The 20,728-nt window shown below is 43.5% G+C and carries 19 protein-coding genes; 13 read left to right on the top strand and 6 right to left on the bottom strand.

The annotated features are described in order from the left end of the window. Positions 1–207: 207 nt before the first annotated feature. From AAEY78_RS05165 to purF, 11 genes are all read left to right on the top strand, one after another. The gene (locus tag AAEY78_RS05165; protein ID WP_352337884.1) at positions 208–870 is read left to right on the top strand and encodes an alpha/beta hydrolase; all 663 of its coding nucleotides are present in this window, start codon (positions 208–210) and stop codon (positions 868–870) included. Between the two features lie 357 nt (positions 871–1,227). Next, the gene (zapE, locus tag AAEY78_RS05160) at positions 1,228–2,328 is read left to right on the top strand and encodes a cell division protein ZapE (RefSeq protein WP_352337882.1); all 1,101 of its coding nucleotides are present in this window, start codon (positions 1,228–1,230) and stop codon (positions 2,326–2,328) included. 128 nt (positions 2,329–2,456) lie between these two features. Further along, positions 2,457–3,119 carry a nitroreductase family protein gene (locus AAEY78_RS05155; protein ID WP_352337881.1) on the top strand — a complete coding sequence of 221 codons (663 nt, stop codon included), beginning with the start codon at positions 2,457–2,459 and terminating at the stop codon, positions 3,117–3,119. Between the two features lie 240 nt (positions 3,120–3,359). Continuing rightward, a complete protein-coding gene (locus AAEY78_RS05150) occupies positions 3,360–4,787 on the top strand; it encodes an NAD(P)H-dependent glycerol-3-phosphate dehydrogenase (RefSeq protein ID WP_502943675.1) in 1,428 nt (475 codons plus the stop codon). A 76-nt stretch (positions 4,788–4,863) separates the two neighbouring features. After that, complete coding sequence (gene sixA, locus AAEY78_RS05145; protein ID WP_352337878.1) at positions 4,864–5,322, top strand: phosphohistidine phosphatase SixA; 459 nt, start codon at positions 4,864–4,866, stop codon at positions 5,320–5,322. A 171-nt stretch (positions 5,323–5,493) separates the two neighbouring features. Further along, complete coding sequence (gene gspL / locus AAEY78_RS05140) at positions 5,494–6,789, top strand: type II secretion system protein GspL (RefSeq protein WP_352337877.1); 1,296 nt, start codon at positions 5,494–5,496, stop codon at positions 6,787–6,789. 27 nt (positions 6,790–6,816) lie between these two features. Beyond that, positions 6,817–7,362, top strand: a complete 546-nt coding sequence (locus tag AAEY78_RS05135) for a type II secretion system protein M (RefSeq protein ID WP_352337875.1) — start codon at positions 6,817–6,819, stop codon at positions 7,360–7,362. A gap of 138 nt (positions 7,363–7,500) precedes the next feature. Continuing rightward, complete coding sequence (locus AAEY78_RS05130) at positions 7,501–7,902, top strand: DUF4870 family protein (protein WP_352337873.1); 402 nt, start codon at positions 7,501–7,503, stop codon at positions 7,900–7,902. A 176-nt stretch (positions 7,903–8,078) separates the two neighbouring features. After that, positions 8,079–9,113 (top strand): quinone-dependent dihydroorotate dehydrogenase, encoded by a 1,035-nt coding sequence (locus AAEY78_RS05125; protein ID WP_352337871.1) that lies wholly within the window; start codon positions 8,079–8,081, stop codon positions 9,111–9,113. Between the two features lie 93 nt (positions 9,114–9,206). Next, positions 9,207–9,710, top strand: a complete 504-nt coding sequence (locus tag AAEY78_RS05120; protein WP_352337869.1) for a CvpA family protein — start codon at positions 9,207–9,209, stop codon at positions 9,708–9,710. A 177-nt stretch (positions 9,711–9,887) separates the two neighbouring features. Beyond that, positions 9,888–11,414, top strand: a complete 1,527-nt coding sequence (gene purF, locus AAEY78_RS05115; protein WP_352337868.1) for an amidophosphoribosyltransferase — start codon at positions 9,888–9,890, stop codon at positions 11,412–11,414. A gap of 131 nt (positions 11,415–11,545) precedes the next feature. On the opposite strand, the gene AAEY78_RS05110 is transcribed toward purF, so the two are convergent. The 6 genes from AAEY78_RS05110 to yajC all read right to left on the bottom strand — a co-directional run bounded on the left by AAEY78_RS05110 (position 11,546) and on the right by yajC (position 18,208). Further along, on the bottom strand, positions 11,546–11,902 hold the full coding sequence (locus AAEY78_RS05110; protein WP_352337866.1) for an AzlD domain-containing protein: 357 nt from the start codon (positions 11,900–11,902) through the stop codon (positions 11,546–11,548). Then, positions 11,892–12,536, bottom strand: coding sequence for an AzlC family ABC transporter permease (locus tag AAEY78_RS05105; RefSeq protein ID WP_352338046.1), 645 nt, complete (start codon positions 12,534–12,536; stop codon positions 11,892–11,894). The genes AAEY78_RS05110 and AAEY78_RS05105 overlap by 11 nt, the downstream gene beginning before the upstream one ends. Before the next feature lie 142 nt (positions 12,537–12,678). Continuing rightward, complete coding sequence (locus AAEY78_RS05100) at positions 12,679–14,079, bottom strand: MATE family efflux transporter (protein ID WP_352337865.1); 1,401 nt, start codon at positions 14,077–14,079, stop codon at positions 12,679–12,681. 286 nt (positions 14,080–14,365) lie between these two features. Then, entirely contained in the window at positions 14,366–15,646 is a 1,281-nt protein-coding gene (gene secF / locus AAEY78_RS05095; protein ID WP_352337863.1) for a protein translocase subunit SecF, read from the bottom strand. 9 nt (positions 15,647–15,655) lie between these two features. Further along, a complete protein-coding gene (gene secD / locus AAEY78_RS05090) occupies positions 15,656–17,533 on the bottom strand; it encodes a protein translocase subunit SecD (RefSeq protein ID WP_352337862.1) in 1,878 nt (625 codons plus the stop codon). Between the two features lie 345 nt (positions 17,534–17,878). Then, on the bottom strand, positions 17,879–18,208 hold the full coding sequence (gene yajC, locus AAEY78_RS05085) for a preprotein translocase subunit YajC (protein ID WP_352337861.1): 330 nt from the start codon (positions 18,206–18,208) through the stop codon (positions 17,879–17,881). Between the two features lie 324 nt (positions 18,209–18,532). On the opposite strand from yajC, the gene AAEY78_RS05080 reads away from it, so the two are divergent. Then, positions 18,533–19,825 (top strand): hemolysin family protein, encoded by a 1,293-nt coding sequence (locus AAEY78_RS05080; RefSeq protein WP_352338045.1) that lies wholly within the window; start codon positions 18,533–18,535, stop codon positions 19,823–19,825. 338 nt (positions 19,826–20,163) lie between these two features. After that, a complete protein-coding gene (locus tag AAEY78_RS05075; protein ID WP_352337859.1) occupies positions 20,164–20,658 on the top strand; it encodes a hypothetical protein in 495 nt (164 codons plus the stop codon). Positions 20,659–20,728: the final 70 nt, after the last annotated feature.

Raw genomic sequence — 20,728 nt, 5'->3', positions numbered from 1 at the left:
TTTAATGTGGCGTTATAACAAGCGCATGAGTATGGTAATAACCATTTATAAAGCGTTATTTAGGTATGGTTTAGCCATTATTTCTACTTTGTGTAATATTATTAGGCATTAAAGAGCACAAACACGGCAGATACACAGCAAATCACTTGAAATATAACTCATATCTAGGATAATTAGCCTATCTTTTTTTAATGAAACATACCTATTATGCCTTTAATTCCTGCTCCTGCCGGTGTTCTTGAAGTTGACGCACTATGGCAGCAAGACAATCCTAATGATCCAAATACCGATACCGTCGCCTTATTGTGTCATCCCAATCCGCTATTTGACGGTACGATGAATAATAAAGTGGTGACCACCATGTACCGATTTGCGCGTGATAGTGGCATGCATGTGGTACGGTTTAACTTTCGCGGCGTTGGACAATCGACTGGCGAACACGATTATGCGAATGGTGAAGTGACGGACGCAATGACCGTGCTACAATGGCTGGCAGGTCAAACCAGTGCGCGAAAACTGTGGCTAGGTGGCTTCTCATTTGGTGGTTATGTGACGGCGCGCGTGGCAGAGCAAGTGTTGACGTCAGCGCATGTTTGGGGTCTAAGCGACTTTGATATTGTCAATGTTGCGCTGATTTCCCCTTCTATAGAAAAAAATGACGGCAGTGATTTAACTTTGCCCATTGCAAAAACCTTTGAGATTTATGGCGATGCAGATGAGGTGATAGCGCCTGAAAATATGCAGGATTTTGCTGATCGTTTGGGCATTAGAGTCAGTATCGTTGAAGGCGCTGGGCACTTTTTTCATGGTCGCTTAACGGAATTGAAAAAGCTATTACAACAGCAGAGCTTTGATGCGGATACGCAGTAATTTTAATGCTTAGCGGTGCTGATATTTAATAATGTAGTGGCAGTGATATAGTAACCGTGATGTAAGAAATCACGCAGCGATAGAATACCATAGTACTGAAATATACAATATTACTGAAATAAACGGTTGGAAATGAATTAATAACTGCTGAATAGGCAGCGATTGATTTTACTGTATTTCGATAAATTAAATTGATTATTGTTATCCCTTAAGCCGTGCTAACCTAAAGAGTGGTGTTGATAAGCCACTCTGACATCTCGGTTGCTACTTTCTCAGTGTAAAAGACATAAGTGGGTAGCAATGGACGGTTTCAACACATTGTTTTATTGTTTATTTTGTCGAATGACGAGTCGTCTTATGAGATTATCTCCATTGCAGCGTTACGAGCAAGTCATCAAGAATGATGACTTTACCCGAGATGACCAGCAGTATCAGGCCATGAGTTACCTCGATGATCTTTATCATCAGCTGAATGCCAGTGCTCAGCGCAAAAAGGGTTTTTTTAGCTTTTTAAAAGCCAAACCTGCCGCGCCAAAGGGTCTATATATGTGGGGCGGAGTGGGGCGTGGTAAAACGTGGATGATGGACATGTTCTACGATTCGCTGACGATTGAGCGTAAAATGCGTCAGCACTTTCATCACTTTATGCAGCGTGTGCATCATGAGCTTAATTTGATTCATGGCGAGTGTAATCCACTGGAAAAAGTGGCGGATATCATTTATGCCGAAGCGGTGGTGATTTGCTTTGATGAATTTTTTGTCTCTAACGTCTCTGATGCGATGATTTTAGGTGATTTATTTACCATGTTATTTGATCGCGGTATTACCTTAGTGGCAACCTCCAATATCGCGCCTTCAGGATTGTATAAAGATGGTCTGCACCGTGATCGCTTGCTGCCTGCCATTGCCGAAGTAGAAAAGCATACGACCGTGATGAATATTGACTCGGGTATCGATTATCGGCTGCGGGTATTGCAACAGGCGGAGCTTTATAAATCGCCGATGACCAAAAGCAATCACCATTGGCTGGCGAATCGCTTTGCCAGTCTTTCTAACAATGTAAAAATCAGTAATGAACCGATTGTGATTAACGGTCGCGAAATTAGAATAAATGCGCGTACAGAAACTATTTTATTTTGCGACTTTCGGCATTTATGTATGGAACCACGTTCAGCTGCTGACTTTATCGAAATTGCCAACCGTTATAGTACGGTCTTGGTCAATGCGGTGCCTGCCTTAAATGATGATTTACGCGACCCAACCCGACGTTTTATCTATATGGTCGATGAGTTTTATGATCGTCGTGTGAAGTTACTGATTCGCGCTGAGCAGTCGATTCTTGATTTATATCAAGGTGAAAAATTAGCATTTGAGATTGAGCGAACACGGTCACGCTTGCTAGAAATGCAGTCAGAAGATTATCTTAAAATGAAGCATCGCCTTGATGATGCCGCATAATGACTGTATTAAGAGTGTCTGTCTTAAGAGTGCCTCTATTATGGGCTTCTTCATCAAATAAAAAATTGAAATATAAAACTAATAATGACGTTAAATAATTAGAACGACAATAACGATAAGGATAAGTAATGAGCAAGTCTAAAGAGAAATCAGTAAAAATCAATAATGACCACTTATTAGAAGTGACCGCAACTGCGCCAAAAAATGCGCAAGTGACAGACGAGCAATTGATTCAGTGGATTAATTCTAGACGCAGTATCGGTAATTTAGAGCTGCCTGCACCCACGCATGAGCAAATTGAAGCTGCTGTATATTGTGCGGCAACCGCTCCTGACCATAAAAAGTTACAACCGTGGCGTTTTATTGTCACCGAAGGCGATGCCCGTCAAGAATTAGGGCGCGCTTTGCTGGCAGCAGCAGACGCAAAAGCCGTGAGAGATGGTGAGACCTTGTCAGATAAAGATCGACAAAAAATGGCAACGTTACCGCTACGTGCGCCCGTAATTATTACCGTTGTCACACAGATGGAAGTTCATAAAAAGGTGCCAGAATTTGAGCAAATGCTGAGTGCAGGCGCTGCAGTGCAAAATCTAATTTTAGCCTTAAAAGCACAAGGATTTAGTACCCTTTGGCGTACTGGATTACTATGTAATGAGCCTGCGGTTAAAGCTTATTTTAATGTGAGTGCAGAGGATTATGTGACCGCTTTTGTTTATACAGGCAGTAGCCCTTGCAATGAGCCTGCGCGCAAGCCGATAGATATTGAGCCACTACTGCGTTTTGAGTCCTAGGTTTTTAAATAATAGGTTTTAAGGCATAAGTTTTAAATAATGGGTTTTAAATTATAGTCCTTAAATCATACGTTTTTAAGTCATGGTTTTTTACCCAATGGCTTTTATTACATCATAATTTCGCAACACGCTTAGCAGCTACGAGCAATATAATCGCACTATACCTGTGAGTTGCAAGTGTATAAGCTGCAGAGATAATGACAAGCGCCTCAATATGGATAATAAGATATGACAAGTCCAATTAAAACTAAAAAAGCCAAAACGGATACAGCAAAAACTGACAAGCCAGTTGCGAATATAGAGAGCGGTCAGGATAAGCCAAGTGGGTTACTCGCTGGTATTATTGAACGTGCCGCCAAAACAGGGCTTGGGCGTAAAAAACTGGATCCAAGCACGGTTGAAGCTGACGTGACCAATAATATGGAAAAAATCTCCAAAAATCCTGCCAAGTTACGTTTGGCATTTTTGGGTGGCGGTAGCTTTGGCACTGCTATGGCAAATTTAGCGGCGCGTAATGGCTGTGATGCCACACTTTGGGTACGTGATAAACGTACAGTAAAGTCGATGGCAAAGCTGCGGATGAATAAAAAATACCTCCCCGGTTATAAGCTTGATGAGCGCCTAAAATACAGCAATGATTTAGAGGCGACCGTTAAAGATAAAGACATTATTTTTCTTGCGGTGCCAAGCCTAGCGTTTCGGGAAACGCTAAAGAATATTGCTCCGTTTTTAACAGGGCAATCGCTTGTTTCTTTAACCAAGGGCATGGAAAAAGATACCTTTGCATTAATGAGCGATATCATTAAAGATGAGCTTCCAGAGGTGAATTTTGGGGTGATGTCGGGTCCCAACCTTGCCATCGAAATCATGAAAAATATGCCGTCAGCTACGGTGATTGCCAGTGATTCAGAGCCGTTACGCCATGCGGTACAAGCGGCGCTACACAGTGCATTTTTTCGGGTCTTTGCCAGTGATGACGTTCGCGGCGTAGAGCTGGGCGGCGCGCTAAAAAATATCTATGCCATTGCTATGGGAATGGCAGCAGCGTATGAGGTAGGCGAAAATACTAAAGCAATGCTACTAACCCGCGCTTTAGCTGAAATGAGCCGTTTTGGGGTTGAAACGGGTGCCAATCCATTGACCTTTTTAGGCTTAGCAGGCGTAGGCGACTTATATGCCACGTGCAGCTCTGAGCTGAGTCGTAACTATCGTATTGGCAATATGCTTGGGCGTGGCATGAGTATTGATGCGGCAGTTAAAAAGCTGGGTCAAACGGCGGAAGGGGTCAATACCATTCAGCAAGTACATGAAAAGGCAACGAAAGAAGGCATTTATATGCCCATTACCCATGCGCTTTATGCGGTCATTTATGAAGACAAGGCTGCATTAGGGGTTGCACTACAGTTAATGGAAGCTGGATTCCGAAGTGATGTTGAGTTTGTGATGGCGCATGACCACAGTAATGCGTCACTGACGGCTCAGCTACAGGCGGCGACTCAAGATTTTCCTGCCGATACATCTAAAATGGATGACGATAAAAAAGATGACGTGTCTAGCGACAAGACAGCTTTAAGTAATGCCACAAAAGCGACTGTAGTTTTAGATAGCGATAGCAATGTTAATGACAATAACCATAATGATAGCAATGGCAAAATATCAGCCAAATAATGGCTAATAATCATTCATACATTAGCTAAAGCAACACATGGTTTATACAGGCAGATATTTAAGGAGTTAGAGTCATATGAAAATTATCTTGATGCGCCACGGGCAGGCAGAAGATGAGACGCGCCCAGATAGCGCGCGCCAACTGACAGACTTTGGACAGCAACAAGCGGTGCAAACAGCAGCCTATATTATCAGTCATTATATGCCGGACCTTTTTGTGGTGAGTCCCTATGTGCGCGCACAACAAACGTTAGCACAACTACAAGTACAGGCGCCTAATGTCCTCGTTAAAGTCCAAGATAATATCACGCCCTCAGATGACGCACGCACTGCGCTTGCAGAACTTGCAACTGTTGACGCTGAATGCATAGTGGTGGTGTGCCATATGTCCATTATTGCTTATCTTGCCAGCTTATTGACTGGCGAGACTCCGGAATCCTATGCCTTAGCAGAAGCACGCGTTTTTGAGATGGAATTTATCATGGCAGGAATGGCACATGAAATTGACCGCTTTGTTCCCACCCAGCCATATTAATAACTATTAGTCTTAATTATCAGTCCTAACGACTAGACTTTGATATGACACACTATGATATGAGTAGTGGCATTTATTCACAGTGCTGGGTCTCAACCTCTTTTATTAACCCCTTAATGAGTTATCAGTGGATAAATAAGCTAAGGGGTTTGACAAGTAAGGACACGCTTAGTGTTACACGTATGGTTAAGAGCACAGCACAGTCCGCTGGCAGTGTGGCATGGCGCTACCAAACAGTGGCATGCGGTCGATAATTGGCAACAGCTACATGATATTTATAGTATTCATGGTCATAAATCACTGTGTTTATATTTCCCGTCGCAGCATATATTGCAGATAGAAACACCGCTAAGCGGAGCACAGCTTAAGCAGCTGGGTATCACTGGTAAACAGTATTTGTTTGAAGAAGTGTCGCTTGCGCCTGCTGAGCAATTAGCCATACGTCAGCTTGGTTATGCCAATAGTCATTATTTATACGCGCTTGCGTCAAGTGATATAGAAGCCTGGCAGCAAGGCGCGCAGCTGGCAGGGTTAAATATTCAGGCTTTAGTGCCCGATTTTTTATTGTTACCTATTCCAGAAGAGGCAGCAGGACAACAGGTTACGCTGTATCAAGATGCTTATACCACTTTGTTGCGTCAATCTGCTCATCAAGGTCTGGCTGGCAGCTATTTACCGGTGCTGTTTGAGCATTTACCGCAGTTAAGCGAAGTTTGCATTATACCTAGTCTTGATTTGTCAGCTAATTCAGCGGTTGAGGCTTTAACGGCTAGTATAGATAACGAGCTAGCGGTACAAACCGATATAGCTGTAGCAAGCTCGATATCATCAGAAACGGTAGCGCTATTGTCTGAGCGCCAGTTGTTAATGAGTATATTGCCACTTGTACCTGTGCCCATTGACAATCCTGAACGCCATGTCTTGAATTTTTTTACAAAAGCATCCAGCTCCCAGCTATCGCCTTATCTGCGGGTAGCCATGATGGTTGCGCTTTCGGCATTGGTGTTACAGATGGCAACCGATGGAGTGCAGTGGTATCGCTATAATAATGCCGCAACCGTCACTCAAGCCGAGATTGCTGCTCAGTATCAGTCCTGGTTTCCGAATGAGGCGCTCAGCACGCGTACCAAATTACAAGCACAGTTGCAGCCAAAATTAGTCAATGATAATCAAGCGCCAGCATCGCATACGGCTATCTTATCGCGTATTGCTCCTCTTATTAAGCAATCCTCTTTACAAGCGCAAGCGTTGGTTATAGCGCCAAACGCTTTGAGTTTTACCCTAATTGCACCTAATCGTCAAAGCCTTGATGAGTTTGCCAATACGCTGACTGCGCAAGGGTTAATTGCTAATTTGCAACAAGTAAATAGTAATGAGCAAGGACAATTTAGCGGTCAAATTACTGTCAATATACAGCCTGATAGCTCAGCAGTTTCGAAAATAGTAACGGCTGAGGCGGAAACTTAATTAACGGCATTCAAATAAGGTTAGGGCATGAACATATTACAGCGCCGTGTTAAACGGAGTGCTCCGGCAGGCAGTGCATTATCTGCGCGTATCACGAAGTACCATGATATGGCATGGACACGCTGGCAGTTATTGTCTGCGCGCGACCAGATGGCGTTGGCGGTGCTAACGCTATTTTTACTGTTATTTATCGGTGGTTATGGTGGCTATAGCTTGCAGCAAGCGGCTAAACAAAGTAAAGAAGGCTATCAAAATCAAGTGGCAGATTATTTTTGGTTGCGGGCGCAAGCGGGTAATATTGATACCCGCGCTAGTAATGAGGTTGACCAAAACGAGACTGCCACGCCGCCGGCAAGTCGTATTAGTACAGCCCTAAATGGTGCCGGCATTAATGATGCACAAGTGGTAGCGATGGGTGATACAGTCCAGTTAAGCTTTAGTCATCCTAGCCAAGCGGTAGTCAGTACCACATTAGCTCAGCTTGAACAGCAAGGCTGGCAATTGACCCAATTATCTATTCTGCAAGATGCCATCACTAAGCAGTTGCAAGTACAAGCGACCTTTAGCACTTAATAAAACCTATCACTTGGTGTCTATTATTTCGCTTTCTTGAAAACCGCACGCAACGCCACAATGATAATAATATTCGGCAGCATAACAACTAGCCATATAAAAATATATCCAACGCATTTTAAGCAATAAGGCAGTCAAATGATTGATGACAAACAACGCTCGTTAGTGACTTATAATCATGTGACTTATTTACTGTATGTATTGAGCTATTTTACCGCAGGGTTACTTTGGATTGTGCCTATTGTCATGAACTACACCAAACGCCATGCAGCAGATGGCACTTGGCTTGCCACCCATTTTGATTGGCAAATTAAGACCTTTTGGTACAGCATTGTATTTTTTGTTATCGGCGGGTTATTGCTGGTCGTCGCTTTTGGCGGCATTGGTATCAGCGTGCTATCGGATAGCGGCAACGTGGCACTTGTCTCAATCTTATTAACTGGTCTTGGGCTAATGATTATCGCGTTTACCTTTATATGGCACCTATATCGTATTGTGCGCGGCTGGATTGCGCTTACTGACAGTCGCCCTGTGCCTTAATCTCATCTATTTTATTATTAAATACAATATTAAAATAATATCTAAGGTTGTATTTGCTTAACCACAGACCCTTATGAAACTTTGCTCTTCTTTCTGTTAAGCTGATATAATCGCTGCGCTTTACTCATCGCATTTTATTTCATTCATCTATTTCTTATTCAGGGTTCATCGTCATTATGTCCTACGCCTTACTTCGACCGTTTTTATTTAAGATGGACCCTGAGCACGCCCACGACATGACCTTGTCTTTGTTGGCAAAAGCACACAAAGCGCGTGCATTAGGTTTGGTATATGGTCAGCATATGCAGCCTATAGACTGTATGGGTTTGCAGTTTGCTAACCCAGTTGGGCTGGCAGCAGGCTTGGATAAAAATGGCGACTATATTGATGCGCTTGCCGAATTAGGCTTTGGCTTTATTGAAGTGGGTACGGTCACGCCAAAACCGCAAGTAGGCAATGATAAGCCGCGTTTGTTTAGAATTAAACAAGCCGATGCCATTATTAACCGGATGGGCTTTAACAATCAGGGCGTTGAGTATCTGATTGACAATGTTAAGCGCAGTAAATATAAAGGTAATATCGGTATTAATATTGGTAAAAATGCCAGTACACCGGTTGAAAATGCCGCTGACGATTACGTCTATTGTTTGGAGCGTGTTTATCCTCATGCCTCCTACATTACGATTAACATCTCATCACCGAATACCTCGAATTTGCGTGACTTACAAAGTGGTGAAGCGCTTACCTATCTATTATATACCATTAAAAATCGTCATGATCAGCTGGCAACGGAGTATGGATTTTATGTGCCGTTGGTGCTTAAAGTTGCGCCTGATTTAGAGCCAGCACAAGTGGATTATATCTCGCAGCAGCTGCTGGATTTTGAAATTGATGGACTGATTGCCACCAATACTACGTTAAGCCGTGTTGGCGTTGAAGACTTGACCGATGGTGACCAAACAGGCGGTTTATCCGGTCGTCCGGTTAGTCATATTAGTACCCAAATACTGCAACAATTCTCAGATCAACTGGGCGATCAAGTGGCGTTAATTGGGGTTGGTGGGATTGATAGCGGTGAAAAAGCAGTTAAAAAAATCAAAGCCGGTGCAGATTTGGTGCAAGTATATACGGGGCTTATTTATCAAGGTCCGGGGCTAGTGCAATCGTGTATCCAAGCCATTGGCGGCTATTATGATGCGATGGAAAGCTAAATGATTTATTTTATCTAAAGGTTGATAATAGCGTTTACTAACACCAAATATAGTCATAAACATTTAGGTAAATTATAGAGCAAGGCGAAAGATATGAGTGGTTTGGATATTATCATTGCCGTGGTTGTTTTAATTGGCTTATGGCGCGGGTTTCAAGTGGGCTTGATTAAAACAGCAGTCGGCTTGGTCGGCTGGTTTATTGCTTTAATTGCAGCAACGCGGCTGGCAGGTATTATCGCGCCGCAATTGTCTGGCATAGTAGAAAACTCAGTATTACAGATGGCAGCGGCTTTTTTATTGGTGGTCATTGTTATTTTAGCAGTGATGCATTTGGTCGCCTTTGTATTTTCAGGGGTACTAAAGACATTACGGCTTGGGGTGCTCGATAAAATGGCAGGCGGTGTGCTGGGTGCGGCAAAGAATGTGCTTGTCGTGTTGGTATTGCTCAGCGTTAGTGCGCCATTATTGATGCAATTACCGCAATGGGAGACATCAATCCTTGCGCCTGAATTATTACCTTATGCACCCATGGCAAAAACCTTAGCAGCAGATATGTTGGGCGTGGCATGGGATCAGGTCAATCAGCCGTCGATTTAAATGTGTCAAATGTAAAAATATCTAATGAAAGTCAGTATTAAGCTATTTATTCATAAAGTTATTTATCCGTAAATATTAGCAAGCAGTACCATCAGTTTAAGCGGTAAGGACAGTTTATTTTAGCCGTCCGATACCGTCATCACGTTACTAATGTATGATCTAAAATAGGACATAACTATGTGTGGAGTCGTCGGGGTTGCAGCTCATGAGCCAGTCAATCAAATTCTTTATGATGCCTTAACCATGTTACAGCACCGCGGGCAGGATGCAGCGGGTATTGTAACGTTGCAAGATGGGCGCTTATATTTGCGTAAAGAAAACGGCATGGTACGTGATGTCTTTTTAAACAGTCATATGCTTAAACTGGTGGGTAAGTTTGGCATCGGTCACGTCCGTTATCCCACTGCTGGCACATCGAGTAGTGCAGAGGCGCAACCTTTTTATGTTAACTCTCCGTATGGCATTACCCTTGCGCACAATGGCAATTTGACCAATGCTGAGGGCTTGGCAAAAGAGCTTTATCAAGAAGACCGTCGCCATTTAAATACCGATTCAGACTCTGAAGTGTTGCTGAATGTACTTGCTCATGAAATGCAAAATTTGGATAAGACCCATCCGAAGCCTGCCGATATTTTTGAGGCAGTAAGTGCGGTTTACGAGCGTATCGAAGGCGCGTATGGCGTAGTAGCACTCATTACTGGACATGGCTTGCTTGCGTTCCGTGATCCAAACGGTATTCGTCCGCTAATCTTCGGTCAACGTCTTGCTGATAATGGTGGCACTGAATATATGGTGGCATCGGAGTCGGTGGCGCTTACCGGTTCAGGATTTACGATTATTCGTGATGTACGTCCAGGCGAAGCTATTTTTATTGATTTAAAACATCAGTTACATAGTAAGCAGTGTGTTGAGCCAAAAGAATATACGCCGTGTATTTTTGAGTATGTTTATTTTGCCCGTCCTGATTCAATTATGGATAATATTTCCGTTTATAAATCTCGCTTGCGCATGGGTGAGAAGCTGGGACAAAAAATCCTGCGTGAATGGGGCGAAGACCATGATATCGATGTGGTGATTCCGATTCCTGATACCTCGCGTACGTCAGCAATGGAGCTGGCGCTAAAGATGAATATTAAATACCGTGAAGGCTTTATGAAGAATCGCTATATCGGGCGCACCTTTATCATGCCGGGTCAGCAGCAACGCAAAAAGTCGGTACGTCAAAAATTAAGCCCAGTTCCGCTAGAGTTTAAAGGTAAAAACGTATTGCTGGTCGATGACTCTATTGTTCGTGGTACTACATGCTATGAAATCATCCAAATGGCACGTGATGCTGGTGCAAAAAATGTATTTTTTGCTAGTGCAGCGCCACCGGTAAAATATCCCAATGTTTATGGTATTGATATGCCGGTACGCAGCGAGCTTATTGCATCGGGTCACAGCGTAGAAGAAGTACGCAAGATTATCGGTGCTGATCGCTTAATTTTCCAAGATTTAGATGACTTGATTGAAGCGGTAAAAGACACCAAGCACAGCAAGGTTGCAGGCTTTGATTGCGCGGTATTCAATGGTTGCTATATTACGGGACAAATCAACGAAGCCTATCTTGAGCACTTACAAGAACAGCGCAGTGATTCTGCCAAAAATGGCGTCGAAGTGATTGCTGATACCCCAGTCGATATGATGGGTGTAGAAGAGTTTTAAAAATTTAATATATTAGTAAGCATGCTGCTTTAAAAAAGGCTAAATCCTATAGAGGGTTTAGCCTTTTTATGGTTTTTAGTTTATTAGTGCTAATTTATCAGCATCAAATTATGGGCAGCCATTTTAATAACTTATAAAAAACATTCAAATACCCATAGCAAACCATTAATGGCGGCAATGCCAACAATCATACTAATCAGCAGCTGACGACTGATGTGATACACTAGTAACACCAGTGCCAACGCCCCAATTTGCGCCAATAATAAATGCAGCGCGGCATCAGATAAGTGCGTAGTGAACGACAACTCCTGATAGGCAAGGCTGGTAAGAATTAATAATACCAATACTGATAAAGGTAGGCTTTCGTTAAGGCGATGCAGCCATGGTTTATCGAGCATTTTTTGTGGTATTAGGGCAGGAATGGCGCGGGTGATAAAAGTAACTGCTGCCATCGCCAAGGTTGCCAAAATCAGATAACTACTGCTCATCACTGCCTCCCATTGGCTTATCTTTTACCATAAAAGCGCGCCCTAGAATCAGCAGCATACAAATAGCGATTGCCACCAGTAATAGCCACTGACTGGTAAATAGCGAGGCGATAACTAACGCGATAATGGCAATGCCAATTGGAAAGTAGCGCTTAATGGTTTGTAGCTGCTCATACGCCAATATGGCAAATAAACACACCAAGGCAAAATCTAAATGGGGCACTAAATCATTAAGGGCGCTGCCTATCATGACCCCAATCGCCGTTGCCAGTACCCACCAGCTTTGATTAAATAAGCTGATAGGTAATATCAGTGCTTGCCTTGATTCTGCTGGCAGGCTGGTCATGACTGAAAATGTCTCGTCAGTGAGCGCAAATAAACAGTAAGTTTTAGCAAGTTTATGAGTAGGCAGATAGTTTAGTAATGGCACACCATAAAATACATGACGCAGATTAATAGCTGCAATATTGGTGGCGATACTACCAATTGGCAAGCCTGCGCTCAACATCGGTAGGCAGGCATATTGCGCCGCCCCAGCATACAGCACAATGCTAAGCATAATCGTTGCCCAAATCGGCACACCTGCAACTTGCGCCAGTACCCCAAAAGCGATGCCAGCGGGCAAATAACCCATGGCAACTGGCAAGCTTTTTTTAAACCCTTCAGTCCACTGAGTAGACGAGGAGGCATGCTTAGAATAAGAAATCACAGGCTATCCTAAATTTTTAACGTTATTAATAAGGAAATAATAAGAAGTCGTAATAATATCAATACTATTAATGTGGCTGCAAGCTTGCATAGCCACCTTTGCGGCGTGCATGATATAAAAACCCAGCCAATACCAGCGTACGTAGTAATAAAATACTCCAAATGCTAAGCCAGATACCCGTCATATCCCATTGCTGATACAGCATCCAGCTGAGTGGAAAAAATATCGTCGCCCATGTCAATGCGGCATTACGGATAGCACGTCCAGCCGTTAAACCAAAAAATATCCCATCAAGCCAATACGCACCGACCCCAATCAGCGGCAATAAAATCGCAAAAGACTGATAGGCGCTAGCCAGCTCAAATACGGGTTCAATATTAGTCATCATTTGCAAATAATGCGGCATGGCGAACCACCACATAATGCTTAATAAGAGCGCCAGCCCGTAGCTGACGATTCCTGTACGCTTGATAATAATGCTAAAACGTTGCCAATCTCGTCGTCCTGCTGCCTGTCCACTTAACGCCTCGGCGGATACTGCCACCCCATCGAGCGCAAATGCTGAAATGCTCAATACTTGCAATAAAATAGCGTTGGCAGCCAATACTAAATCGCCACTTTGCGCGGACAGACGCGTCACCCAAGCAAAGCTTAAGGTCAGTATCAACGTACGAATAAAGATATCTTTATTTAACGAGAATAGCCTAAGTAATCTATACTTAGTAAAATACTGAGGATCTGCACGAAATAGTGCTGCCCAAGACAGATTTAGATGGCGTCTACTCAACGAGAGCGCTAGTAATATCCCTGACCAAAAAGCAATAGTGGTGCCAAGCGCCACACCCTCGATGCCCATATCCATGCCAAAGACAAAAAACAGAGTTAAGATAATATTCATTACCGCAATAAAACCCTGCTGATACAGCATATAACGGGTCTTGCCTTGACCTGCAAACCAGCCAATAAATGCAAAGTTCATCAGTTCAGCAATGACACCCCAAAAGCGCACGTCCAAGTAGCTTTTTGCCGCAGCGCCACTTGCCGGATTAGCAGATAAAGCATGCAAGCCAAAATCGATTACCCAAGGCTTTGCAAGTAATAGTAGTGTACCAATGATAAATGCCAGCAACAGTGCCCGTTGTAGAATGGACAAGAGTAATGCTGCCAACTCACTAGTTACAGGCATATCTTTACTACTACCAAGTTGCCCTAGCGCTTGAGCTGATAATCCAGAAGAGGCATATTGCAAAAAGTTAAAGCTGACCAGTAGTAAAGACAACAACTGAATAGCAAGTCCCATGCCCGCAAGCTTAGCAGCATCATTCATATGACCTATAATCGCAGTGTCAATCAGGCTTTGTAATGGCATAGCTAAATTAGCAAGCAGCACTGGCACTGCAATGGCAATAATGCGAGCGTAACGGGTATCGATAGGCGGCAGCGCACCAGTCGGCGGTATAGAGGGCATGACAAAATCACTTATACAAGAATGCGAAGGGTAAATAATTTACCGAAATTAGGTGATAATTGGGCAACACTAAAGGGTTATATAGTTATTGTATATAAGGCAGTTTCTTTAAAAATTATTTTAAAAACTGCTTTGAAAAATTGGTTTGGAAGTGTGTAGGACTAAAGCCGCTATATTTAAAAATATTATTAAATGCTGTAAAGATAAAAGCACCTAGAGAATTAGGTGCTTTTATGCTTATTTATAATAAATCCGTGGATATAAATATCTTTATTGCAGCTACTGATTAGTCTTGCTCAAACATTTTTGGGTCGTTAAAGGTCACGATTTCTTCTTCAAACTCAGGTTTCACTTTAACGACAAAGTCGTCGCGTGAGAGCCCCATTGCCAATGGAATTGAGCTGGCAATATAAGTTGAAGAATATGTACCTGCAATCAAACCAATAAATAATGCCACTGAGAACCAGTACAAGCCATCACCGCCAAGCAGCATCATGGCTAATACCACAAGCAAAACCGTAGAGATGGTCATAATCGTACGGCGTAAGGTTTCTGTCAATGACAAATCAATAGTTTGCGTTGGATTGATACCGCGTACGCGGCGGAAGTTTTCACGGATACGGTCATATACCACAATGGTATCGTTCAATGAATAACCAATCAGTGCCAAAATCGCGGCTAAAACGGTCAAATCAAATGGAAAACCGAACAATGCAAATACACCAATGGTGACAATAGCATCATGGAACAAAGAGACCACTGCGCCAAGTGCCAGTTTAAACTGGAAGCGCAGCGCCACATAGCCAAGCATACACAGCAAGGCTAGACCTAACGCCATTACTGAATTTAAATAAACCTCGTTACCCACTTGGCTACCAATAATATTAACATTGCTGATGTCAGCTTTATTATTAGGTAAGTCTAGCGCTTGTCCAAGTGAGGCATTTAAACCATCGACACTGTCTGATTGCGGTGGTAGACGAATCAGTAACTCTTGACGTGTACCTAAATACTGTACAACTGCATCATCAAAGCCATTATCAGCAAGGGCTTTGACCACTTCAACTTGTTCAGCAGGCTGCTCATAGCGTACATCTGCTGACACGCCACCAGTAAAATCCAGTCCTAGATTAAGACCATTCACCGCAATTGCAATAATACTGCCTATCACTAAGAAAATAGATAACAGCGCCATCGGCTTTTCTATCTTCATAAACGGGATAATGCGCTGAGTGCCAATAGACTTGATACCGCCTTCAGCGTGCGCTGCCGCGTGATCATCCGCGTCCCCGAATTCATCTTGAATGTCGGTAATCGGGTCTATATTTGGCGTGGTCAGAGTGGTATTGTCGCTTGTCCCGCCACGATTTGTTCTTTTTTTGCCTTTACCTAATGTCGCTGGGCTATTTCCTTTATTATTGCTACCTTTACCATCACGGCGCGGCTTATTACGGCGGCGACGTGACTTATCGTTTGGGTTATTTGGATTGCCGTCTGAGCCACCACCTGAGCTGCTAGACGTCGGCGTATTCTGATTTTCTGGGGGAATATTCTGTTCAATCGCCATGTTTTTCTCCTAGCCGATGCTCAAACGTTTAATAGATTTACGCTTACCATAAGCAATTTGTATTAAAGCTCGCGTGACCAACAGGGCAGTAAATAATGAGCTGATAATACCAATCGCTAAGGTAATCGCAAAGCCTTTGATTGGACCGGTGCCGATAGCAAACAAAATAAATGCAACCAGTAAAGTGGTGATATTGGCATCAAATACACTGCTAAAGGCGCGATCAAATCCTGCACCAATAGCGGATTTGGGTCGTACGCCGTTCGCCAGCTCCTCGCGTATTCGCTCAAATATCAGTACGTTAGCATCGACCGCCATACCAATGGTTAAGACGATACCAGCGATACCAGGCAATGTGAGTGATGAGCCTAAGATAGACATGATTGCCATGATAATGACCACGTTAATGGCAAGGGCAATATTCGCCATTAAACCAAATAGGCGATAGAAGATAATCATAAAGACAAAGACTAGTAAATAACCCACTTGGGTAGAAAACAGGCCTTTATCGATATTTTCTTGACCCAGTGATGGACCAATCGTGCGCTCTTCAACAAAATACATCGGAGCCGCAAGCGCCCCTGAGCGTAATAATAACGCCAATTCAGCCGCTTCAGCATTGCTATCAAGACCGGTGATACGGAATGATGAGCCGAGCACTGCTTGAATATTGGCACGGTTAATCACTTTGGTTTCAGCATAAGGCGTACGCACTTCGACCGTCTCGCCAGTCGCTGGGTCTGCCTCATAAGTGATTTTTTGCTTATTCTCGATGAACAGTACTGCCATTTGCTCGCCAACGGCTGTGCGCGTGGCATTTTGCATGAGCTTACCGCCAGCACTATCAAGGGTAATATTAACTTCAGGACGACCACTCTCATCAAGGCTGGTTTGAGCGTTGGTGACTTTATCACCGGTGACGATGGCTTGGCGCTCTAGCAATACGGGTTGACCATCAAGCGTCTTAAACGGAAAGGCTTCAGTGCCAGCAGGTGGGATGCCGCCCATATAGGTTTCACTGTCTTTTGCCACCATACGGAACTCAAGATTCGCCGTACGACCAAGCACACGCTTGGCTTCAGCGGTATCTTGTACGCCCGGTAGCTCAACGACAATACGATTGGCACCTTGCGACTGCACTAGGGCTTCGGCAACGCCAAGCTCGCTGATACGATTACGTAACGTTGTTAGATTCTGGTTAACTGCATAACTATTGATTTCATCTAACGTCGCATCGTTATACGACATAATCAACGCCGCGCCTTGCCCATCAATCGATGACTGCAAGTTAAAGGTGGTGCCGACAGTGCTTTGTAAAATATTTTGCGCGCGATTACGAATATCGGTATTGGCAAAATGCAGGACAATACCTTGCGCTTCTGTCTTGATACCTTTAATAGCGATACGCTCAGCACGCAAGTCGCGACGTATGTCACGGCTGGCACTGTTGAGACGCTGCTCAAGCGCCTTATTCATATCTACTTCAAGTACGAAGCGTACCCCACCACGTAAGTCCAGTCCCAGCTTCATCGGCTTAGCACCGATATCGCGCAACCATTGCGGTGTTGTTTGGGCAAGGTTTAATGCCACCACATAGTCATCACCTAAGTTTTGGCGTAACACTTCCTGCGCCTTAAGCTGCGTTTCAGGATTATTAAGCCGGACAAGGGCGCTATTGCCTTCAAAGGTACCATCATGATAGCTCAAGCCGGCTTCTTTAAGCAGAGTTTGCGACTCGGTTAAGATACCTTCAGACAGCTGCGTGCCCGCAGCAGAGCTGGTGATCTGTACTGCCGGTTCATCCGGATATAAATTGGGCGCAGCATACAGACCGGCTATAATCAGCACGATGATGATAACGAAGTATTTCCAAGCAGGATATTGCATAATCACTTCTTTAGGTTGATAAGATACTGGCGCCGCAAGATAAACACGATAAATAATAGGCAGAAGAGCGGCGACTAAATACTACCATTCCCATCCTCTATACACATCATTGCATCTATCTGCGACGATAATAAAGCGTATCGCTGTAAGTAAAGCTACTGTAATTTTACATGCACTCTAAAACATAATTCAAAAATACTTAAAAAATTAGGACGCATGATCGATAAAGTACTACTAGATTATAGGGGCAAATGACCGTCAATCATTAACGGTCAGCCATGCTCTACCTCTAGGGTCACTAACGATATTCGGATAACCATTAGTGATCCGAATAATCATGTCAGGCTATACGCCTTCGATGGTACCTGTTGGTAAAACAGAGATAACAGAAGCGCGCTGTACCTTGATATCCGTATTATTATTTAAGCTAACAACCGCGTAGTCGCCTTCAAGTTTTTTAATACGACCCATCAGACCGCCGGCAAAAATCACTTCGCTGCCCACTGTTAAGGCGTTAACCATAGCACGGTGCTCTTTAGTACGCTTAGACTGCGGACGAATCACCAAAAAGTAAAAAATAGCAAAAAAGGCTACTGGCAGTAAAATTTGACCAAAAATAGAAGCGCCGCCTGCTGCCGTCTCAGCGGCATGGGCTGACTGAATAAAAAAGCTCATAATTTCTCTCGATAACAAGTGAACAAAAATAAAATTAGACGCATAGTAACAAAAATTCCCAGACTTGGTAACTGTTAATCATGGCTTGCGGGTATTTTTACGTTTTAACCCTCACTATAGCGTGGAACCGGTAGTATCAGGGTAGCGGTAGGTCACCAATGCTATACGACAAAGCATACTGCCCGCACTAATTGATGTGACTTATTGTTAAATGCGCTTATCAATGCTACTATCAAATGGCTATCGTTATAGTCATAAGGAGTCAATGTTTGCCTCCTTTCATTCTTTTCTTTGTTTAGGTTACCTACCTTGTCCACCACCTTTATGTCTGTTCCTCGTTCAAGTCGTCCGCGCGCCTGTCGTCAGGCGGCATCTGCTAAACCTCCCCCGACATCGACACGTCATTACTGGCAACGCGCCTCTATAGCGGCACTGCCTTTATTAGCGCTTGTATTGGTGCCGTATCCAGCGCTCGCTGCTGACGCTATGGCAGATCCAACGGCTGCCAATGTGTTATTACTCATCATGTTTGTGGTGATTGCTATTGCAATTTCATTTGTCTGCTCATTAGCAGAATCTGCATTACTCAGTATGACGCCTTCTTATATTGCTGGTGTTCAAGAATACAGCCCTAAAAAAGCAAATATGCTAAGACGCCTAAAAATCGACAATATCGATCAGTCGTTAGCAGCTATTTTGACCTTGAATACAGTAGCACATACTTTGGGTTCTATTGGTGCGGGTGCGCAAGCGACCATTGTCTTTGGTAGTGCATGGTTTGGTTTGTTCTCTGCCATCATGACTTTAGCTATTCTTTTTCTGTCTGAAATCATTCCCAAGACGTTAGGCACGGTGTACTGGCGTCAGCTCAGTGGTATGGTGGCGTATTTCGTGCGGGGCATTATTTTATTGCTATATCCGCTTATTTGGATTTCAGAACGTCTGACTAAACTTTTGGTACGTGGTAAAGAGCAAGAGACGTTTAGTCGCCGTGAGTTTTCCGCTTTAGCTACTATTGGTGAAGAATCCGGTCATATTGATCCCCTAGAATCACGCATTATTCGCAATTTATTGGCGTTTGGCGCGATTAAAGTTGAAGATATCATGACGCCGCGCTCCGTCATGCTAGCGTTTGAGCAGAATAAAACCGTTGCTGAATTGCTGGTAGATAGACCAAAACTTACCTTTTCACGACTGCCCATTTACGATGGTGATCTTGATAATATTACCGGCTTTGTTCTAAAAACAGACATGCTGCTGGCAAAAGTTAACCATGCCATGCACAAGCCACTGACTCAGTTTCAACGTGAGATAACCTTTGTTTTTTCTAAAATGAAGCTGTTTGATTTGTTAGAGCTGATGCTAAAAAATCGCATTCATATTGCCATTACCGTTGGTGAATATGGCGAAGTCAAAGGATTGGTCACGTTAGAGGATGTCTTTGAAACCTTGCTTGGGCTTGAGATTGTCGATGAAATTGACCGCGTTGAAGACATGCAAGCGCTGGCGCGACAAATGATGGACAGACGCGTTGAACGCTTGGGTATGAAGCTAAGCGATGACGAACAAGAAGGCGATAAAGAAGGCGATAAAGAAGGAATAAACACCAAGCTTTAATAAACGTCCTGATACGCCAAATAAAGTCGTTATAACTGTAAGCGGGACAGCCTGTTTAGCTTGCGGTTTATGTTGTTAAAGACTGACTCTATAATCATTATAAGGTTAGTCTTTAATGTACCTGCAACGCTACAACCTGCAAGGCGACACATAACTTCTATACTAAATTTGGCAGATATATTGCGAGGTATGCTATCAATAATTGCACATGACGTTACATGGGTGTGAGAATTGAGTGCTACCCTTATAGGGCATCTGCTGGTATATAAATAAAGACAGTCGGCTGCCAGTTAATCAATGATGGCTCATAGACTGCACACTTATTGCTAAGGAATATCATGAAACGTATTTTGACAAAAGGGTTACTGGCGTTATTTATAAAAAGCGTGAGTATGAGTAGCGTAGTGGCGATTGCCAGTACGGCTGCGGTAAACGCAAATGCTGCAGTGATGACCGAAAGCTTAGTAAATAGCTACGCGGCTGCAATGAAATCCGCTGCTAATAGTCAAAACGTTAATAGAGTGGCGCAGCTGGTATCGGATGATGCGCTCATCTCAATGTCTCGTAAAGGTAAATCCACCAGTCTGGATAAAGAGGCTTATTTAAAGCTGATTCAAAGAAGCTGGAATCAAGCGACTGATTATAAGTACGATATTAAAGTTGATAATATCGTTATTACCGGTACGCAAGCCAAAGCCAACGTAGTGACGATGGAAAGCTGGGTAAAAGAGGGTAGAAATGCCTCCTTTATTACTAATTCTCGGGTTACGCTGACCTTATCAACGGGCAATGCCATATTGTTACGTGCCGTTTCGCAAGTCACGATTGATTAATCGACTGGCTGATTCAATAGGTAATGATAGGCGTTTTTATGACATCTGCTTTTGGGTCGTGTCACAGTAG

The organism is Psychrobacter sp. 16-MNA-CIBAN-0192, from assembly GCF_040309565.1.
Classification (GTDB): domain Bacteria; phylum Pseudomonadota; class Gammaproteobacteria; order Pseudomonadales; family Moraxellaceae; genus Psychrobacter.
Note: the sequence above shows the minus strand (reverse complement) of the source record. Positions and strands in the feature narration are given on the sequence as shown.

Bases quoted from the DNA above. Each gene is read 5' to 3' on its own strand.
- AAEY78_RS05135 (WP_352337875.1), top strand. From the start codon at position 6,817: ATGAACATATTACAGCGCCGTGTTAAACGGAGTGCTCCGGCAGGCAGT.
- secF (WP_352337863.1), bottom strand. From the start codon at position 15,646: ATGGCGATTGAACAGAATATTCCCCCAGAAAATCAGAATACGCCGACG.
- AAEY78_RS05125 (WP_352337871.1), top strand. From the start codon at position 8,079: ATGTCCTACGCCTTACTTCGACCGTTTTTATTTAAGATGGACCCTGAG.
- AAEY78_RS05130 (WP_352337873.1), top strand. From the start codon at position 7,501: ATGATTGATGACAAACAACGCTCGTTAGTGACTTATAATCATGTGACT.
- zapE (WP_352337882.1), top strand. From the start codon at position 1,228: ATGAGATTATCTCCATTGCAGCGTTACGAGCAAGTCATCAAGAATGAT.
- purF (WP_352337868.1), top strand. From the start codon at position 9,888: ATGTGTGGAGTCGTCGGGGTTGCAGCTCATGAGCCAGTCAATCAAATT.
- AAEY78_RS05165 (WP_352337884.1), top strand. From the start codon at position 208: ATGCCTTTAATTCCTGCTCCTGCCGGTGTTCTTGAAGTTGACGCACTA.
- yajC (WP_352337861.1), bottom strand. From the start codon at position 18,208: ATGAGCTTTTTTATTCAGTCAGCCCATGCCGCTGAGACGGCAGCAGGC.
- AAEY78_RS05080 (WP_352338045.1), top strand. From the start codon at position 18,533: ATGTCTGTTCCTCGTTCAAGTCGTCCGCGCGCCTGTCGTCAGGCGGCA.
- AAEY78_RS05075 (WP_352337859.1), top strand. From the start codon at position 20,164: ATGAAACGTATTTTGACAAAAGGGTTACTGGCGTTATTTATAAAAAGC.
- AAEY78_RS05105 (WP_352338046.1), bottom strand. From the start codon at position 12,536: ATGGGTTATTTGCCCGCTGGCATCGCTTTTGGGGTACTGGCGCAAGTT.
- AAEY78_RS05110 (WP_352337866.1), bottom strand. From the start codon at position 11,902: ATGAGCAGTAGTTATCTGATTTTGGCAACCTTGGCGATGGCAGCAGTT.
- AAEY78_RS05120 (WP_352337869.1), top strand. From the start codon at position 9,207: ATGAGTGGTTTGGATATTATCATTGCCGTGGTTGTTTTAATTGGCTTA.
- AAEY78_RS05100 (WP_352337865.1), bottom strand. From the start codon at position 14,079: ATGCCCTCTATACCGCCGACTGGTGCGCTGCCGCCTATCGATACCCGT.
- AAEY78_RS05155 (WP_352337881.1), top strand. From the start codon at position 2,457: ATGAGCAAGTCTAAAGAGAAATCAGTAAAAATCAATAATGACCACTTA.
- sixA (WP_352337878.1), top strand. From the start codon at position 4,864: ATGAAAATTATCTTGATGCGCCACGGGCAGGCAGAAGATGAGACGCGC.
- secD (WP_352337862.1), bottom strand. From the start codon at position 17,533: ATGCAATATCCTGCTTGGAAATACTTCGTTATCATCATCGTGCTGATT.